The 17,170-nt window shown below is 61.3% G+C and carries 17 protein-coding genes; 2 read left to right on the top strand and 15 right to left on the bottom strand.

Annotation, left to right across the window (positions count from 1 at the left end; all coding sequences use genetic code 11):
- Positions 1–20: 20 nt before the first annotated feature.
- The 11 genes from C1J04_RS11175 to alr form a co-directional block, all read right to left on the bottom strand.
- On the bottom strand, positions 21–1,277 hold the full coding sequence (locus C1J04_RS11175) for a peptidoglycan DD-metalloendopeptidase family protein (protein WP_037953745.1): 1,257 nt from the start codon (positions 1,275–1,277) through the stop codon (positions 21–23).
- A gap of 76 nt (positions 1,278–1,353) precedes the next feature.
- Positions 1,354–2,013: a protein-L-isoaspartate(D-aspartate) O-methyltransferase gene (locus tag C1J04_RS11170; protein ID WP_005853921.1), complete on the bottom strand. Its 660-nt coding sequence runs from the start codon at positions 2,011–2,013 to the stop codon at positions 1,354–1,356.
- On the bottom strand, positions 2,010–2,795 hold the full coding sequence (gene surE, locus C1J04_RS11165) for a 5'/3'-nucleotidase SurE (RefSeq protein ID WP_009824838.1): 786 nt from the start codon (positions 2,793–2,795) through the stop codon (positions 2,010–2,012). Before surE ends, C1J04_RS11170 begins: the two co-directional genes overlap by 4 nt.
- 72 nt (positions 2,796–2,867) lie before the next feature.
- Positions 2,868–3,518, bottom strand: coding sequence for an SDR family NAD(P)-dependent oxidoreductase (locus C1J04_RS11160; RefSeq protein ID WP_009824837.1), 651 nt, complete (start codon positions 3,516–3,518; stop codon positions 2,868–2,870).
- A gap of 72 nt (positions 3,519–3,590) precedes the next feature.
- A complete protein-coding gene (locus C1J04_RS11155) occupies positions 3,591–3,857 on the bottom strand; it encodes a hypothetical protein (protein ID WP_005853915.1) in 267 nt (88 codons plus the stop codon).
- Between the two features lie 219 nt (positions 3,858–4,076).
- Positions 4,077–5,561: an amidophosphoribosyltransferase gene (gene purF, locus C1J04_RS11150; protein ID WP_037944446.1), complete on the bottom strand. Its 1,485-nt coding sequence runs from the start codon at positions 5,559–5,561 to the stop codon at positions 4,077–4,079.
- A 186-nt stretch (positions 5,562–5,747) separates the two neighbouring features.
- Positions 5,748–6,302, bottom strand: coding sequence for a CvpA family protein (locus C1J04_RS11145; RefSeq protein WP_005853908.1), 555 nt, complete (start codon positions 6,300–6,302; stop codon positions 5,748–5,750).
- Between the two features lie 28 nt (positions 6,303–6,330).
- Positions 6,331–7,698, bottom strand: coding sequence for a DNA repair protein RadA (radA, locus tag C1J04_RS11140; protein ID WP_009824836.1), 1,368 nt, complete (start codon positions 7,696–7,698; stop codon positions 6,331–6,333).
- Positions 7,699–7,758: 60 nt separating this feature from the next.
- Positions 7,759–8,526, bottom strand: a complete 768-nt coding sequence (locus C1J04_RS11135) for a hypothetical protein (protein WP_009824835.1) — start codon at positions 8,524–8,526, stop codon at positions 7,759–7,761.
- Positions 8,527–8,692: 166 nt separating this feature from the next.
- Positions 8,693–9,166: a paraquat-inducible protein A gene (locus tag C1J04_RS11130; protein WP_009824834.1), complete on the bottom strand. Its 474-nt coding sequence runs from the start codon at positions 9,164–9,166 to the stop codon at positions 8,693–8,695.
- Positions 9,156–10,190 (bottom strand): alanine racemase, encoded by a 1,035-nt coding sequence (alr, locus tag C1J04_RS11125; RefSeq protein ID WP_009824833.1) that lies wholly within the window; start codon positions 10,188–10,190, stop codon positions 9,156–9,158. The genes C1J04_RS11130 and alr overlap by 11 nt, the downstream gene beginning before the upstream one ends.
- A gap of 237 nt (positions 10,191–10,427) precedes the next feature.
- Here alr and C1J04_RS11120 point away from each other — a divergent pair, with 237 nt between their 5' ends.
- The gene (locus C1J04_RS11120; protein WP_009824832.1) at positions 10,428–11,744 is read left to right on the top strand and encodes an alpha/beta hydrolase family protein; all 1,317 of its coding nucleotides are present in this window, start codon (positions 10,428–10,430) and stop codon (positions 11,742–11,744) included.
- 12 nt (positions 11,745–11,756) lie between these two features.
- A complete protein-coding gene (locus tag C1J04_RS11115; RefSeq protein WP_009824831.1) occupies positions 11,757–12,482 on the top strand; it encodes a sterol desaturase family protein in 726 nt (241 codons plus the stop codon).
- Positions 12,483–12,527: 45 nt separating this feature from the next.
- On the opposite strand, the gene C1J04_RS11110 is transcribed toward C1J04_RS11115, so the two are convergent.
- The 4 genes from C1J04_RS11110 to C1J04_RS11095 all read right to left on the bottom strand — a co-directional run bounded on the left by C1J04_RS11110 (position 12,528) and on the right by C1J04_RS11095 (position 17,069).
- Positions 12,528–14,030: a replicative DNA helicase gene (locus tag C1J04_RS11110; protein ID WP_005853895.1), complete on the bottom strand. Its 1,503-nt coding sequence runs from the start codon at positions 14,028–14,030 to the stop codon at positions 12,528–12,530.
- Between the two features lie 157 nt (positions 14,031–14,187).
- Entirely contained in the window at positions 14,188–14,868 is a 681-nt protein-coding gene (locus C1J04_RS11105) for an orotate phosphoribosyltransferase (RefSeq protein WP_005853893.1), read from the bottom strand.
- Between the two features lie 92 nt (positions 14,869–14,960).
- Entirely contained in the window at positions 14,961–15,998 is a 1,038-nt protein-coding gene (gene pyrC, locus C1J04_RS11100) for a dihydroorotase (RefSeq protein WP_037953743.1), read from the bottom strand.
- Positions 15,999–16,067: 69 nt separating this feature from the next.
- Positions 16,068–17,069, bottom strand: a complete 1,002-nt coding sequence (locus C1J04_RS11095) for a hypothetical protein (protein ID WP_009824827.1) — start codon at positions 17,067–17,069, stop codon at positions 16,068–16,070.
- Between the last annotated feature and the right edge of the window lie 101 nt (positions 17,070–17,170).

Genomic DNA, 17,170 nt, shown 5'->3' with positions numbered 1-17,170 from the left:
TGTTCCGTTTTGCAGTTGGCCTAGTTCAGGTAGGGCGTCGGATCGACGCTATCAAAGCCTTTGCGCACCTCGAAATGTACGAATGAATCATCGCCCGGGCGCAGCTTGGCGATGCTTTCGCCTTTGGACACGCTATCCCCTTTGGCGACCGACACATTGGCGACGTTGGCATAGACGGTCAGCAGGTTGTCAGGGTGGCGGATCACGACAATAGGCACGCCCTCGGCGCTTTTGGTGATCGCGGCGACGGTGCCGCTATCGGCGGCTTTGACCGCAGCGCCCGGTGTGCCCTTGATGTTGATGCCCTCGTTCTTGCCCTTGGAATAGGCGCGGATGATGCTGCCCTGTACGGGGGGCGACATGCGGCCGGAAGAGGCGGGTTGCGTCGTCTTGCCCACATCGGCGACAGGCTTGGCTGCGGCGGGTTCGGGCTTTGGCGCGGCGGGCTTTTCGTCCACGGGCGGTAGCGGCTTCGCGGCGCTCGGCGGGGTCGGCGTTGGCGATCCGGTGCCGGGCAAGCTGGTCGTTGTCGGTGCAGTGGCCGTCGCGGCGGCTGGCACCGCAGCGCTGCGTTTCGGGGCGGCCTGCTGCGCCACGGGGATCAGCAGGAACTGCCCTTCGCGGACAGAGAAATCAGCGCCAAGCCCGTTCCATTCGGCCAGCGTTTCAACCGGCACGGCATAGAGACGCGCGATGGTATAGGCGGTTTCCCCACGTTCCACCTTGTGGCGTACAGGCTCGATCCCGGTCTGTTTCGCGGGGTTCTCGCGGGTGGTGGTCTGCGCCGAGGGCAGGGTGGTGGTCTGCACGCCGGGGGTGGCGGGTGCCCGGTTGATCGCGCCGCCTGCGATGGTCTGGATATCGACCGCTGCGGTGGTGATCGGACCGGTGCCCGACGCGCCAGTCGCGGGCGAGGGTTCGGCCACGCGGGTCGGTAGGGCGATGATCTCTCCCTTGCGGAGGGGAACAGTGGGGTCGATGCCGTTGTAGCGCGACAGGCTGCCCACATCGGCACCCACGCGGGTGGCCACGTCAGACAGCGTATCGCCACGCCGCGCCACAGCGACCTGATAGTTGGGGTAGGAAATCACACCGCGGTTGTCCGGTGCGGGGCGTTCATCCAGCGGGCCGGTGGCTGCGTGGGCGGTGGTGAAACCGTCGCCAAAGCCGCCGCGCAAATCCATATCAAGGGGCTGTTCACAAGCGGCGAGCAAAAGCGCAGAGCTGCCCGCCAGTACCGTCAGCCTGAGGGTACGGGTCACGTTTGGTTGGATCATCTGCTCGTCCTCGTCTTCGGTGCCGTCAGCGCCTTGGGGTCCCCGTTCGGGCGGAGTTCCCCTTGCTATACTGCATTTAGCCGTCTTTTCCCAGCCCTTCAAGCAAGGGAACAAAGCGGACCTTGCGCAGCTCGTCATATTCCAGCCCGGTCTCGGTTTTGCGTACACGTATGAGGTGTTGAACCGTGTCCGACTGGCCCACGGGCACGACCATGATGCCGCCCACCTTGAGCTGAGCCAGAAGCGGGCCGGGGGGGTCTTCGGCGGCGGCGGTCACGATGATCCGGTCAAAGGGGGCCTGTTCGGGCAGGCCAAAGCTGCCGTCGCCTATGATCGCGGTGATGTTGGACAGGGCCAGATCCTCGAAGATCTGGCGGGCCTCTACCACCAGCCTGCGGTGGCGGTCGATGGTATAGACGCGCCGCGCCAGTTTGCTGAGGATCGCGGCCTGATAGCCTGATCCGGTCCCCACCTCGAGCACTTTGTCACGCGACGACACATCCAGCGCCTGCGTCATCAGCGCCACAACCGAAGGCTGGCTGATGGTCTGACCGCAGGCGATCGGCAGGGGCATGTCCTCGTAGGCGCGGGACGCGAAAAGGCCGCGGATGAAGGGACCACGGTCGATCTGCTCCATCGCGTTCAGGACACGGGCATCGGTGACGCCCTTGGAGCGGAGTGCGTAAAGAAATTGCATCTTGCGTGTCGCGTCTGTGATGTCTTCTTCGTCGTTCATGTATTGATGGCTTTTAGCGCGTCAAATGTATCATGAGCGGTGAGGTCGGCGCGCATGGGCGTGACCGAGATATAGCCGTCAAGGTTCAGCGCGGCGTCGGTGCCGTTGTCCGTCGGGATCTGCTGGTCCGCGCCCTTGATCCACAAGAACCGCCGCCCTGACGGCGACAACTGCGGGATCGTGGAAAAGCTGGTATCGCGGCGCATCCCCTGGGGGGCCAAACGGATGCCCTGAACCTCTGCCGCTGCGACGGGCGGAAAATTCACGTTATAGAACAGACGGTAGCCATCCCCATGCGCCGGTGTCGCATCCAGAATACGGCGGATCACATCGGCCCCGTGGCCGGCGGCGGCCTCGAACGGGTCATCCAGATCGCGGTTGGCAGGGCCGTAATATTGCGACAGCGCCACGGCGGGGATGCCTTGCAGCGCCGCCTCCATCGCGCCACCGATCGTGCCGGAATAGAGCGTGTTTTCAGCCGCGTTGTTGCCGCGGTTCACACCCGACAGCACCAGATCAGGGCGGGCATCCAGCATACAGTCATGCAGTGCCGCCATCACACAATCGGCCGGGCTGCCCTCGACCGAAAAGCGCCGGTCGCTGACCTTTTCGACCATCATCGGCTTGGTGTAGCTGATGCAATGCCCGACGCCGGATTGCTCATAGGCGGGGGCCACGGTCCAGACCTCGCCATCGGGTCCGGCCAGGTCGGTGGCAATGCCCTGCAGGGTCTTCAGACCCGGAGCGTGAATACCGTCGTCGTTGGTGATCAGAATGCGCATAAATTCCCCTTTGCGCCTTGATAGGCGACGGGGCGCGGCGCGGCAAGGCAGGAGCCTTCACCGCATCATGTTTTAAGGCTGGGAAACAGCCAGTTGCGCCAGAATTTCAGCGGCTTGCGACTGTGGCGTGTTCAGCGCCTCGCGGTCTTCACCGGGGTGGAAACGCGCGCGTGTCGCGGTTGGCATGGGGGCGGGCGTCATGATGTGGACGCGCGGGCCGATTGCCACGGCTTCGGACTGCCAGCTTTTGGCCAGCGCGATCTGTGCGGCCTTGGTGGCCCCGTAGCTACCAAAGAACTTGGTCGCTACAACCGGATCGTCAAAGAACACGGCCTGACCCGACTGCCCCAGCAGCGGTGCCACATAGGTGATCAGGGTCGAGGTGGCCGTGACGTTACAGGCGACCGATTTGGCCATGTCCTTGGCGTCGATGTGATCGGTCGGGGCCAAAGGGGCGGCATGGACAGCGGTGTGCAGCCACAGATCAAGGCTGCCCCAGCGGTCATAGATGCCACGGCACAGGGTCGCCATCGCATCGGCATTGGTGATGTCCATCGGGGCCAACGTCGCGCTGCCGCCGCGGGACTGGATGCGGTCGTCCAGCTCTTCCAGAGCACCGGTGGTTTTGGCGACTGCAATGATGTGATGCGTGTCGCAAAGTGCTTCGGCCAGGGCGGCACCAAGACCGCGGGACGCGCCAGTGATAAGAGCTGTTTTTGTCATGGGGTGGCTTTGCCTGAGCCACCGCGCCCCGTCAAGAGGGGCGCGGCACCCGTGGTCATGTCGCGGGGCGTTTCACCCTTTGGGAAGTTTGAGCGTCACCGTGCGCCCGCGCTGCGCCAGAACCACGCTGTCGTCGCCAATGGCGGCGACGATGCCGTCGCTGATCTTGTCGTTCAATGTCACGCGGTGGATGCGTCCGCGGCCATCGCGGATCAACGCGCCGGGGTCGGTCAGGCTGCCGAAGGTACCAATCAGGGCGAGCTTGGGCAGGGACGCCTGCTGCGTTGCCAGATTGAGTGTTTTCTGCGGGGTCGGAGTGCCTTTTTCGTCAGTCGACATGGGTGCCTCTTGCTGCGCTTAGGGGGGCAAAGAATGGTTAGACCGAGGGGCTAACAAAGCTGCCTGACCGCCGAAAGAGGGCGCGGGGGAAGCTGGCAAAGACTGGCTTGCACGTCGGCAAAGCTTTGCCAGCGGCACGGGGGTGCGAAATAGCAAAAGGGCGGGCGAGGGGTTGAACCCTGCGCCCGCCCTTGCGGAACTTGTCTGGAAGCGGCGGCTTTATTCTGCGGCTGGCTTCATCTCGAACCCTTGATTGATCTGGTCGGCAGGGGTGACGGGGTAATCGCCCGAGAAGCAGGCATCGCAATATTGCGGGCACTTGTTGTTGCGACCCTCTGCCTCGCCCACGGCGCGATAAAGCCCGTCGAGCGAAATGAACTTGAGGCTATCCACTTGCAAATGCTCGCGCATTTCCTCTTCGGACATGGTGGCCGCCAGCAGCTTTTCACGTTGCGGCGTGTCCACACCGTAGAAACAGGGCCACGCGGTGGGGGGCGAAGCAATGCGGAAGTGGACCTCTTTCGCGCCGGCATCAAGGATCATCTCTTTGATCTTGCGGCTGGTGGTGCCACGCACAACCGAATCGTCGACCAGAATGACCCGCTTGCCCTTGATCAGCGCGCGGTTCACGTTGAGCTTTAGCCGCACGCCCATGTTGCGGATCTGCTCGGTCGGTTCGATGAAGGTCCGGCCCATGTATTGGTTGCGGATAATCCCCATCGCATAGGGAATACCCGATTCGAGGCTGAAACCGATGGCCGCAGGCGTGCCGCTGTCGGGGACGGGGCAGACAAGATCCGCCTCTACCGGCGATTCCTTTGCCAGCTCGCGCCCGATGGCTTCGCGGGTTTCATAGACCGAACGACCGCCAAGGATGCTGTCGGGGCGGCTGAAATAGACGTGTTCAAAGATACAGAAACGCGATGCGACACGGCGGAAGGGGAAATGGCTTTCGACGCCCGAAGGGGTGATCACGACCATCTCGCCGGGCTCGATCTCGCGGACGAATTCGGCACCGATGATGTCCAGCGCGCAGGTCTCGGAGCTGAGCGCCCAACCGTCGCCAAGCTTGCCCAGAACCAGCGGGCGGACACCCAAAGGATCGCGCACGCCGATCAGCTTGGTGCGGGTCATCGCCACGACCGAAAACGCGCCTTCGACACGGCGCAGCGCGTCTTCCATGCGTTCGGGAATGTTGCGTTGCAGGGACCGCGCCATCAGGTGGATGATACATTCGCTGTCCGACGAGGACTGGAAGATCGACCCGCGTTCAATCAGCTCGCGGCGCAGGGCGTTGGCGTTGGTGATATTGCCATTATGGGCAATCGCGGCACCGCCCATGGCGAATTCGCCAAAGAAGGGCTGCACATCGCGGATCGCTGTCGGGCCTTTGTGACCAGAGGTCGAATAGCGCACATGCCCGATAGACAGTTCGCCGGGCAGTGTCTCCATCACCTTTTGCGAGGTGAAGTTGTCGCGCACATAGCCGAAGCGGCGGGCGGACTGAAAACCGGCAGCGGGGTCATAGCTGACGATCCCGCCGGCTTCCTGACCACGGTGCTGCAACGCGTGCAGGCCGAGGGCCACAAAGTTCGAGGCGTCTGCAACGCCGATCACGCCGAACACCCCGCATTCTTCTTTGAGTTTATCCCCGTCATCTGCATCACGCAGATAGGAGGAATCAAACGGGTGTGCGGGGGGCATGATCTTGGACAACGGGGCAACTCCGAATCCGATGAAGGGATAGGGGCTATGTAGGGCTTTGGGCGGGCCTTGTCACCCCGCCGTTACATTTTGCCCCCGCATATGCTGCGATGCAACATATCGCAGAAATGCAAACGCCCCCGAAAACGGGGGCGCATGGATAACTTTTGGCAGCGTCAGCGGCGATTAGGCACCGCAGGCCCCAACCAGAGCCTCGTAGCGGGTGGTGATCCAGCCCAATGCGGCTTCCGGGTTCTGCTCTTCGATCTGGCCGGTAAAGCGCCCGAAGACCTGTGCCGACCGGCTTTCGTCCACCATGGTGAAGGTCTGGCCGGTGATCACGGTGTCATAGACAAAGAACGCGATGGCGACCAAGAGGATGCCGCGCGCCACGCCGAAAAGAAACCCGAGCCCCTGATCCAGACCACCCAGAACAGAGCGCTGCACCAGCGACGAAAACAACGGGGTGAACAGCGAGACCACAATCAGCGCGATGGCAAAGACGATGGCAAAGGCCCCGATAATCGATAGTTCACAACTGTCGGCGAGGAATTCGCCCACAACAGGGATCTCTGACACCAGCGGTTCAACCTGCGGCGCAAAGAGAAACGCAAGGATCGCGGCGGCAATCCAGCCCACGATCGCCATAAATTCGCGTACAAGCCCGCGGCCATAAGCCAGCAAAGCCGACAGAACGATGACAAGCGCCACAACCCCGTCAATGATGGTAAAACCTTCCATGGTCGTCTTGCCTTCCTTGAAGGGGCGGTTAGCCAGCCCCGAATATTTCGCCTACAAATCCGGTGAGATCGCTCATGGTGTTAAGCGTTATGCCGTTCTTGCCCACCGGTTTTCCGCCCGCGGGCGCGATGGCGCTGGTAAAACCAAGTTTTTGCGCTTCTTTCAACCTGTTTTCGGTTTGACTGGCGGGGCGTAGCGCACCGGACAGGCTGATTTCGCCGAAAACAACGGTTTCCGCGGGCAAGGCCACGTCCTCGCGCGCGCTGAGCAACGCGGCGGCTACCGCCAAATCCGCCGCCGGCTCCGAGATTTTCATCCCGCCTGCCACGTTGAGGTAAACATCAAGCCCCGCAAAGGGGATGCCGCAACGAGCCTCTAGCACGGCGAGGATCATCGCCAGCCGTCCTCCGTCCCAGCCCACGACCGTACGCCGCGCCTGCGAATGAGGCGAGGGGGCCACAAGCGCCTGAAGCTCGCATAAAACAGGGCGGGTGCCTTCGATACCCGCGAAAACCACTGACCCTGCAGCGGGTGTGCCGCGTTCGGACAAAAACAGCGCAGAGGGGTTGGTGACCTCTGCCAGCCCTTCGCCAGTCATCTCGAATACGCCGATCTCGTCGGCAGGGCCAAAGCGGTTCTTGACCGCGCGTAGGATACGGAACTGGTGGCCGCGCTCGCCCTCGAAATACAGCACGGTATCGACCATATGCTCGACCACGCGCGGCCCCGCGATCTGCCCGTCCTTGGTGACATGCCCTACAAGAATCACGGAAACGCCGCGCCGTTTGGCAAAACTTGTCAGCTCGTGCGCGGCGGCGCGGACCTGACTGACGGACCCGGGGGCGGAATCGACGTTATCGGCCCACATGGTCTGAATCGAATCGATGATGACCAGATCGGGTTTTTCTTCTTCAAGCGTGGTCAGGATATCGCGCAGATTGGTTTCGGCGGCCAACTGCACCGAGGCGTCGGACAGCCCCAAACGCTGCGCACGCATACGGACCTGCGCCGAGGCTTCCTCTCCGCTGACGTAGATTGTTTTCAAACCGCTGCGGGCAAAATGGGCCGCTGCTTGCAGCAAAAGGGTGGATTTCCCGATGCCCGGATCACCGCCGACCAGAATGGCAGAGGAGGGCACCAGCCCGCCGCCCAAAACGCGGTCCAGCTCGGCAATGCCGGATTGGCTGCGGGGCGGGGGCGTGTCCTTGGTGGTGAGGTCGGTCAGCACCATCGCCGCACCGCGACGGGTGCCAAGCGATTTGCTGGGCGGGCCGGATGAAATGCCCTTGTCCTGCTGGATCGTGTTCCATTCGCCGCAGGCATCACAGCGCCCGGACCATTTGTTATAGGTCGCACCGCAAGCCGTGCACGAAAATGTAACGGGAGATTTAGCCATGCGTCTTTCTGGCCGAACAAAGGGGAAACGTCAAAGCAAAACCTTGGTGCCCACGCAGGGTTACTCCGCTGCTTTAGGGGGCAGCTCTACCACGCGTGAATCGCGGGCCATTTCATCCGCCGATACGGTACGTTCGATTCCCAGTTCGGGCATGATCTCGCGCATTTCAGCGCGCAGGCGGTCCAGCTGTGCTGCGGCCACGCTTTCTTCCAGCTCGACCTCGTGCAGCCAGTGCTTCATTTCCGAGGTGATGCCTTTGGCCTGATCCAGACGGCTGTTGAACAGGTTCACTTCTTCCTGACGCTGCTTGAGGAAATTGCGCGCGCGTTCGATTTTCTCGTCGGCATAGACGGTCGCCAGCTCTTTCGAGATGTGGCTCATCTGCGCAGCGACCTCCAGAAGGGCGGGTTCAAGCGTACTGAGATCAGGGTGATCGCGCAGATAGGCCAGCCGTTCGCGGACCGAGTCGAATTCGGAGGACATGTGAAAAACGTCCCCGCGATCCGCCGCATGCACCGCCCCGTAGGCGCGAGTGATGTCGTCCATGTTGAGCGCAAATTTGCGGTGCGACGTCTCAAGCTGCATGATGCGGCGGTTGGTGGGGATGAAAAAGCAGATGCCCACGGCCAGAATGGTCAGGCCGATCTGCGCATACATCCCTGCATTCTCAACGGGCTGCCCGTCATAGTTGAGTGGCAGTTCGATCCAGGCCCATTGGCCAAGCGCGGCCATAATGGTACAGACGGTGATCGCCACGGCGGCAACAGCGAAAACCGCGAATGCGAGTCTTTGAAAAAGATACTGAATAAGTGCCGTCAACGCGTTCATCTGTCTCACCTTGTGCTTGAGTTGCTGTTGTAAGCAAGAATATGCCGATGTTGGCAAAAGGCGAAGAAAATCTTGAATTTTCCGTAAATGAATCGATTTTACTTGGGAAATTCCAAATAATTCTACCTGTGCGGGTGGGTTGGTAGTGTAGAAAACACCAGCTTGCCTAGGCGATTTTCTGCGCGCGGTGCCCGATAAACAGCGACGCGAGGATGCAGCCTGTGAACAGGTATAGCCCCCAAGCCGTCTCGATCCGCCCGATGCCGATCCCCTTGGACAGGGTCACATAGAGCGCGATCAGAAACACATCCGCCATCGCCAATTTGCCGATTGCCTGCAAGACGGGCAGGGCGCGTGGGCCGATCAGGCGGAACTGAACCAGCGTCAGGCCGACGGTCTTCACATAGGGTGCGATAAGGGCAAAAACCGCGACGATCAGCGCCAGAAACAGATCGGTGTCCCATAGGGATTTCAGCCCGCTCAGGACAGAGATTTCGGTGAGCCCGAACAGTGGCAGCACGCCGGCCCGCAACAAGGGTGCGGCCCATGCAACAGGGTAGAGGATCAGCAAAGACAGGTTTGCGACGCGCAGCAGTATATCAAAGCGATCTGCGCGGGGGCGTGCCCCATCACTCCACATAGACCCGGTCATAGCGCGCGCCAAGCGCAGTCAGCACCTCGTAGCCGATGGTGCCCGCAAACCCGGCGACCGTATCAACAGACTGATAGTTCCCGATCAGCTGCAAATGCTCTGGCACCTCTGTCAGGCTGGTCACATCGACGGTGATCAGATCCATAGAGACACGGCCAACAACGGGCAGTTTGCGCCCCTCGTGGGTGAAAGTGGCCCCGTTGCCCAAGGCGCGGATCAACCCGTCGGCATAGCCCGCAGCGACCGTCGCGACCATTGTCGGGCGTGGCGCGGTCCAGGCGCAGCCATAGCCGACGGTCTGGCCCGTGGCGACTTCGCGCACCTGAATGACAGGCACATCCAGCGTCACCACCGGCATCGCATCGGCGAAGGGCAATCCGCCGTAGACCCCGATGCCCGGGCGGGTCAGGTCAAAGTGGTAGTCACGGCCCAGCATGATACCCCCCGTCGCGGCCAAGGATCGTGGCACGTTCAACCCATCCGTCATCTCGCGGAACGTCTTGAGCTGGCGGGCATTCATCGGGTGGTTCGGTTCATCCGCGCAGGCCAGATGCGACATGATCAAGGTCGGGTTCTGCGCCAGGGCGATGTCGCGCAGCGCGGCCCATTCCGCGGGGTCCATGCCAAGGCGGTTCATGCCGCTGTTCAGCTGCACCCCGAAACGATGGCCGGGCAGGGCTTCGACATGGGCGATCATCTGGTCGACCGAATTGATCATCGGCGTCAGGGCCGCGCTTCGGATCATATCGGCGTCACCGGGCATATGCCCCGCAAAGACGTTGATCGCAGGGCCGGGCCCCAACACGCGACGCAGGGCCACGCCCTCTTCCGCGACAGCGACAAAGAACTTGCGCGCGCCTTGGGCGGCCAGAACCGGCGCCACGCGGTCAATGCCCAGACCATAGGCATTCGCCTTGATCACGGCACCGGTGTCGCAGCCGGTCATTTTGTTCAGCGCCTGCCAATTGGCGGCAATCGCATTGAGGTCGATAGAGAGGGTGGCTGTTGTCATGGGATTTGTTTTGACCGTATGCCCGCCAAGGTCAAGCCACGAGCAAGGCCACCGGCCAATAATCCCTCGCCTTGCGGGGAGCGGGACGGAATGTTTGGCCCATTTCCCTAACGTAACGAAACCTTCGCATGATGCTTGCATGGTGGCGCGAACGCGATAGCTTGGTTCCTGACAAAAGACAGGCTGCGCGCAGTAGCCGCATATAAAACGGGAGAGAGTTCAATGCGAGTTTCAACAATGACAACGGGGCCCGTGCTGGCGGTGGTCACGGCGATGGCCGCGCCTATGGCGCTGGCCGAGAACCGGATCGATACCCAGATGCCCACAGCCCCTGATATGGCGGCCTATGGCGACGAAGCGATCGGCGTGCGCCAGCTTGACCTGGTGCATAAGGACCAGATCGATATCCTGTCCATCGATCCCGCTGCGGACAAACCTGAAACCCTGCCGCGCTATGATCGCCCGCTGACCGTAGAGGTCTGGTACCCCGCCGCTGAAGGGGCCACCGGCGACACCGCGATCAAGGCGTTCATCCGCGATGGCAAGACCGAGGTCACCTTGCAAGGCAAAGCCATGCGCGACGCGGACCCCGCACAGCCCGACGCGGCCTATCCGCTGGTCATCGTCTCCCACGGCTATCCCGGCAACCGCTTCCTGATGTCCCATCTGGCCGAGAATATCGCGTCGAAGGGCTATGTCGTGGCGTCCATCGATCACCTGGATTCGACCTATCGCACGCAGGCGGCCTTTGGCTCTACGCTGGTGAACCGGTCGCTGGACCAGCTTTTCGTGCTGGATGAAATGGCGCGTCTGTCGCAAGACGAAAGCTCTTTTCTCAATGGCTTGGTGGATGCGGATACCACCGGTTTGATCGGCTATTCCATGGGCGGCTACGGCGCGGTGATCACCGCAGGTGGTGGTGTGACTGAAGCGTCGGTCGGCTATGGCTGGGGCGGGCCGCATGGCACCTTGGGCATCCATCAGGCGGGGTCCGAGACGCATAACAACCTGCCCGACCCAAGGATCAAGACCGCCATCGCGATCGGCCCCTGGGGCATGAACACGGGTTTCTGGGATGCCGAAGGCTTGAAGGGCGTCCAGATCCCCATGCTGTTCATGGCCGGGTCCGAGGATATGGTATCGCTGTACGAAAAAGGCGTGCGCGCCATTTGGGAAAACGCCAGCAGCGTCGACCGCGCCTTGCTGACCTTTGAAAACGGCGGCCATAATGCGGCGGCACCGATGCCTGCGCCTGCGGAATCCTTTCGCGATGACGCTGATCTGGGGTTCAACGTGTCGGGCCACTATACCGATCCGGTCTGGGACACGGTGCGCATGAACAACATCGCGCAGCATTTCGCCACCGTCTGGATGGCGCAGCATCTCAAGGGCGATGCCGAGATGGGGGCCTATCTTGATCTGGTCGAAAACTCCAACGACGGGGTCTGGTCGATGAACGAGGATGGCACCCCGAAGGAGGATCACAGCTATTGGAAGGGGTTCGACAAGGACACCGCCAAAGGGTTGCGCTATGAAACCCTGTCGCCCGAGTAAGGGGCGCCACTGATGATGCGCTTGCGTATCATGTTCTCGCATGCGGCCGTCGTGGTGATGGCGGTCGCTTGTGGGGCGGGGCTGGTGGGATTGGCGCTGTTCGCGCCGCTATGGGTCTGGGCGATGATCCCCTTGGGGATCGCCGCGCAGATGCTGAATGAATACAACCTGCACCGCTATGTGTTCCACCTGTCGCCCCCGCGGGCGCAATGGGCCTTTGACCTGCTGTACATGGCGCACTACGGTCATCACGATTTCCCGACCAACACCAAGCTGTTTTTTGTGCCGATCTGGGTCGCTTTGCCGATGCTACTGGTGAACGGAGCGGTGCTGTGGGGTGTTCTTGCCCTGTTTGGTTTGCCGCAGGCGGGCTGGATTGCCGTGGCCATCGTGCCAGTGGGCGGGGTGCTGACCTTTCTGGTCTATGAATGGTTCCACATGACCGCCCATGTGAACGTGCCAAAAACGCGGGTAGAGCGTTATGTGACAACGCTGCACAACCAGCATCACTTCCGTGATTTCAGCAAGTGGTTCCACGTCAGCCCCGGCGGGGCCGTGATTGACCGCGCGATGGGGACGGCGATTGACAGCGAGGCGCTAAAGCACCAGCAACGGATTGAATTCATTCGTACTTTGGGGATGCGACCCAATGACCCTAGGCTGATCGCGGCGCGGGAACGCTTTGCCGCGAAATACAATCTTTCAGAGGCAGAGATGGCCCGCGCGGCGGTTGTCTGACCGCCGCACAGAGCGTGTATTCATCAAATTAACGGGGTGTGGCGATCAGAACTCCTGATCGCCGCCGCCATTTTCACTCTGCCACGGTTTCACAAGGTTACCAAAGCGGGTGTAGCGCCCTTCAAAGCTGAGATCGACAGTACCAATCGGGCCGTGACGTTGCTTGCCGATGACCACTTCGGCGCGACCGTGCAGACGCTCCATCTCTTCTTGCCAGATCGCCATTTTATCCAGCTCGTGATCGCCGGGCTTTTCGCGTTCCTTATAGTACTCCTCGCGGAACACGAACATCACGACGTCGGCATCCTGTTCGATCGACCCGGATTCACGCAAGTCCGACAGCTGCGGGCGCTTATCTTCGCGGTTTTCCACCTGACGCGACAGCTGCGACAGGGCGATCACGGGGATGTTGAGCTCTTTCGCGATGGCCTTGAGGCCCATGGTGATTTCCGAGATCTCGTTCACCCGGTTTTCGCCTTTGCCCGTCCCGCGTACCAGCTGGAGATAGTCGATAATCAACACGTCCAGCCCGTGGGTCCGTTTGAGCCGTCGCGCACGGGCGGCCAGCTGGCTGATCGGCAGGGCGGGCGTGTCGTCGATATACAACGGGCAGGCTTCCAGCGCTTTGGCGGCATCGACGAAACGGCGGAATTCGGTCTCTGTCATATCACCCGACCGGATCTGGTGGGACGGGATCTCGGCCGCTTCGGACAGGATACGCGCAGCCAACTGCTCCGCGCTCATCTCGAGGCTGTAGAACCCGACAACGCCACCATCTACAGCGCCTTCGGTGCCGTCATGCAAAGTGCCACGGCGGTAGGCTTTGGCGACGTTGAAGGCGATGTTCGTCGCCAGCGAGGTTTTCCCCATCGACGGACGACCGGCAAGGATCAAAAGGTCAGACGGGTGCAAGCCGCCCAGCTTTTTATCCATATCAATCAGACCGGTAGAGACACCGGATAGGCCACCGTCGCGTTGGTAGGCTGCATTGGCCACGTTGACCGCATCGGTCACGGCTTTCAGAAAACTCTGGAAACCGCTTTCGGTCTGCCCCTGCTCTGCGAGCTTATAGAGCTTTTGTTCGGCCTCGACGATCTGTTCGCGCGGCTCTGACGCGACATCGACCTGTGCGGCTTTGGCCGCGATGTCACGGCCCAGCTGGATCAGGTCGCGGCGCACCGCCAGATCATAGATCATCTGCGCATAGTCGCGCACGGCAAAGGCGCTGATCGCGGCACCGGCAAGGCGCACCAGATAGGCGGGGCCGCCCAGTTCTTTCAGCCCTTCGTCATCCTCCATAAACGCCTTGAGCGTTACGGGGGAGGCAAGGTTGTTCTTGGCGATCCGCGCGGCGGCGATCTCGAAAATACGGGCGTGAACGGGGTCGTAGAAATGCTTGGGACCGATGACAGACGCCACGCGGTCGTAGATATCGTTGTTGGTCAGGATCGCGCCCAACAACTGCTGTTCCGCTTCGATGGAATGCGGCATTGTCTCGGCCGCTTGAACCGTTAGCTGGTTACCGTCGATGCTTGAAATCTCGTTCATGCTACGTGTTGCCCCACTGAATAATGACCCGAGGCTTATCTACCCGAGCCGCCCGTCATCCCGCAATCTTTATAAGCTGTGGATAACCTGATCTCTGCGCTAGCGTAGCATATGTCGCGTGATTTTACACCACGCGACACAATATCATGTGGATTGCTTAGGTTTTTTTCCGCGCATCCTGCCACGCTTCTGGCGCGTTCAGGAAGGCTTCGACTTCGGTCAGGGTTTCTGTGTCAAACGCGTTCTGGGCTTTGGCCTCGGCCAGCACATCCCACCAGGTGCACAGGCTGTGCAACGTAACCCCGTGATCGCCCAAGGTCTTTTCTGTCTGCGGAAAAATACCGTAGTAAAAGATCACTGCGGTATGCGCGCAGGTTGCACCGGTATCGCGAATCGCGTCGACAAAGCTGATCTTCGAGCCGCCATCGGTGGTTAGATCCTCGACCAGCAAAACCCGTTGGCCTTCGGTCATTTCACCTTCAATGCGGGCGTTACGGCCATAGCCTTTGGGCTTCTTGCGCACATAGGTCATGGGCAGCGCCATGCGCTCGGCCACCATCGCGGCAAAGGGGATACCCGCGGTTTCACCGCCCGCGATATTGTCAAACGCCTCGAACCCCGCTTCGCGCATTACTGTGACGGTCAGGAAGTCCATCAAGGTGGCGCGGATGCGCGGATAGCTGATCAGCTTGCGGCAATCGATATAGGTCGGGCTCGGCAGGCCGGAGGCGAGGGTAAAGGGCTCTGCCGCGTTGAAATGAACGGCCTTGATCTCCAGCAACATCCGCGCGGTCAAGCGCGCCATTTCGGTAGAGTCGGGGTAGCTGGTGGGGATCATATCATGCGTTCCTTTTGGGGCCTTGGCGTTGAGGGCTGTGGTGGCCGGTCTCATCCTGCTGCGACCGGTAAACTGTCTTTGGTAGGGGGGCGTCAGTCGGTGACGGACCAGTTCAGCGGCATCATCGGATCGAACACGGTGACCGGCCCGTCGGGCGTGTCGATGTGATCGGGGTAGGTCGCCGGTGTGCGGGTCAGCGTCATCGTCGCCTCGTTCGGGGCCAGCCCGTAGAAATCCGGCCCGTTAAGCGAGGTAAACCGTTCCAATTGGTCCAGCGCGTCCTCCTGTTCAAAGACCTCGGCCAGGATCGACATGGTGTTGGGCGCGGTAAAGCAGCCGGCACAGCCGCAGGGCAGCAGCTTGTTCGCGTCCGTGTGAGGTGCGGAATCCGTGCCCAGAAAGAAGCGCGCGTCGCCCGAAGTCGCGGCAGCACGCAGGGCCAGACGGTGGCTCTCGCGTTTGGCGACGGGCAGGCAGTAGTAATGCGGTTTGATCCCACCGGCGAGGATATGGTTGCGGTTGATCACCAGATGGTGCGTGGTGATGGTCGCGCCCAGATTGCCGGTGCTTTCCGTGACATACTGGGCGGCGTCGGCGGTGGTAATATGCTCCATCACGACTTTCAGCCCCGCATGACGGGTACGGATCGGGTCAAGCACGCGGTCGATGAACACGGCCTCGCGGTCGAAGATATCGATCTCGGGGTCGGTCACCTCGCCGTGGGTGCACAGGGGCAGGCCGATCTCGGCCATGCGTTCCAGCACGGGCGCAACAGTGTCAAAGTTCGACACGCCGCTGGCCGAATTTGTCGTCGCACCGGCGGGGTAGAGCTTGACCGCGGTGATCAACCCGCTGGCATGGGCGGCGGCCACATCGTCGGGATCGGTATCCTCGGTCAGATACAGGGTCATCAGCGGCCTGAAATCCGCGCCCTCGGGCAGTGCCGCCAGGATACGATCGCGGTAGGCGGCCGCATCGGCGCCGCGCACCACCGGGGGCACCAGATTGGGCATGATGATGGCGCGGGCAAAATGCGCGGCGGTATGGGGCAACACGGCGTCCAGCATCGCGCCGTCGCGCAGGTGCAGGTGCCAATCATCGGGGCGTCGAAGCGTGAGGGTCTGTGTCATGGGCACCCCGCTAGCACAGGGCGTGCGGGCGCGCTAGTCTCGGGTTGGGCAAAGGGACCGCAGCAACCGTCAGCCGGTGGTTTTGGCTGCATCCTGAGATGGCGTATCCTGTTCCTCTGCGGTCCCGTTTTCCTGTGCGACACGCAGGGCCAGTTCGGCCTCTAACTGCTTTTTGCGCCGGACAAACCGAGGGGCCGACATGTGCCCTGTCACGAAATTGCATAGCGTGAGCGTCAACGGATCGCGCTGCTCGCGTTCCAGCGCGGCAAGCAGGCCTTTTAGATAGGGGCGGTGATCGCGGCGCGCCCGGGCGATGCGTGCAAAGCTCGCGATTGTCAGCTCGCCATCGGCTGCAAGGGTCAGCAGGTTTTCGAACTGGTCAAGCTCCAGCAGTTTCGATTGCAGCGCCGTGCCCATCCGCCGCATCCGAAGTTTGGTCACATTGGGGCGGGTAAAGAGGCTGGCATGCATCGCGTCCAGCGGCACAGTCGGGTCATAGATCACAAAGGCGGCCTCGGCCGCGTCCAGCATATCGGGGGCATATCCGAACCGGGAGGTGAAATCCGTGCGCCGCATCTCGACAAAGCGATCGTCCCATTCTGTCACGCTGGGGTCCAGCGTCGCTTGCGGCTGGATGGCAACGACCTTTGCGCCCGGTGCCGCGACAGAGAATGCCGCAGCCGCATAGCCGCCCGGACCCGCCCCATAAAAGACCACGCGGTCAAAGCCGTCGAAAAATCCATCGTCGATCAGCCGGTCGAAAAACGCATAAACGGGCGCGTCGCGGAACCATGTATCCCCTTCTGACGCCAGACAAAGATGCGACCAGCCTTCGCTGCGCACCATTTCCCACCCCAAAGGATGCGCCATCGATGACAAGGCGCGCATCCCGTTGATGGTTTCAAAGCTGACCAGCAGGGTAGAGGATTTTTCCAGAAACATCGCATGGTGCCTTGACCCGAGCGCTTCATAGAACCCGCCATTCTGCGCGACCTGCTTCACAGCATCCATCCACTCGCTTTTGGAATAGTCCTCAAAAGACGTGTCGAGCGTTACGGCGGTATCGATCATGGTAAACTTCCTCAATCGTATCTGGGCACAGGAAACCCCCTGGCTTTTGGTCTGAGGTATCGGCGCATTAAGGCGAAAATGCGGAAATTTGAAGCACATTT

Source organism: Sulfitobacter sp. SK025 (assembly GCF_003352105.1).
Lineage (GTDB): Bacteria > Pseudomonadota > Alphaproteobacteria > Rhodobacterales > Rhodobacteraceae > Sulfitobacter > Sulfitobacter pontiacus.
Note: the sequence above shows the minus strand (reverse complement) of the source record. Positions and strands in the feature narration are given on the sequence as shown.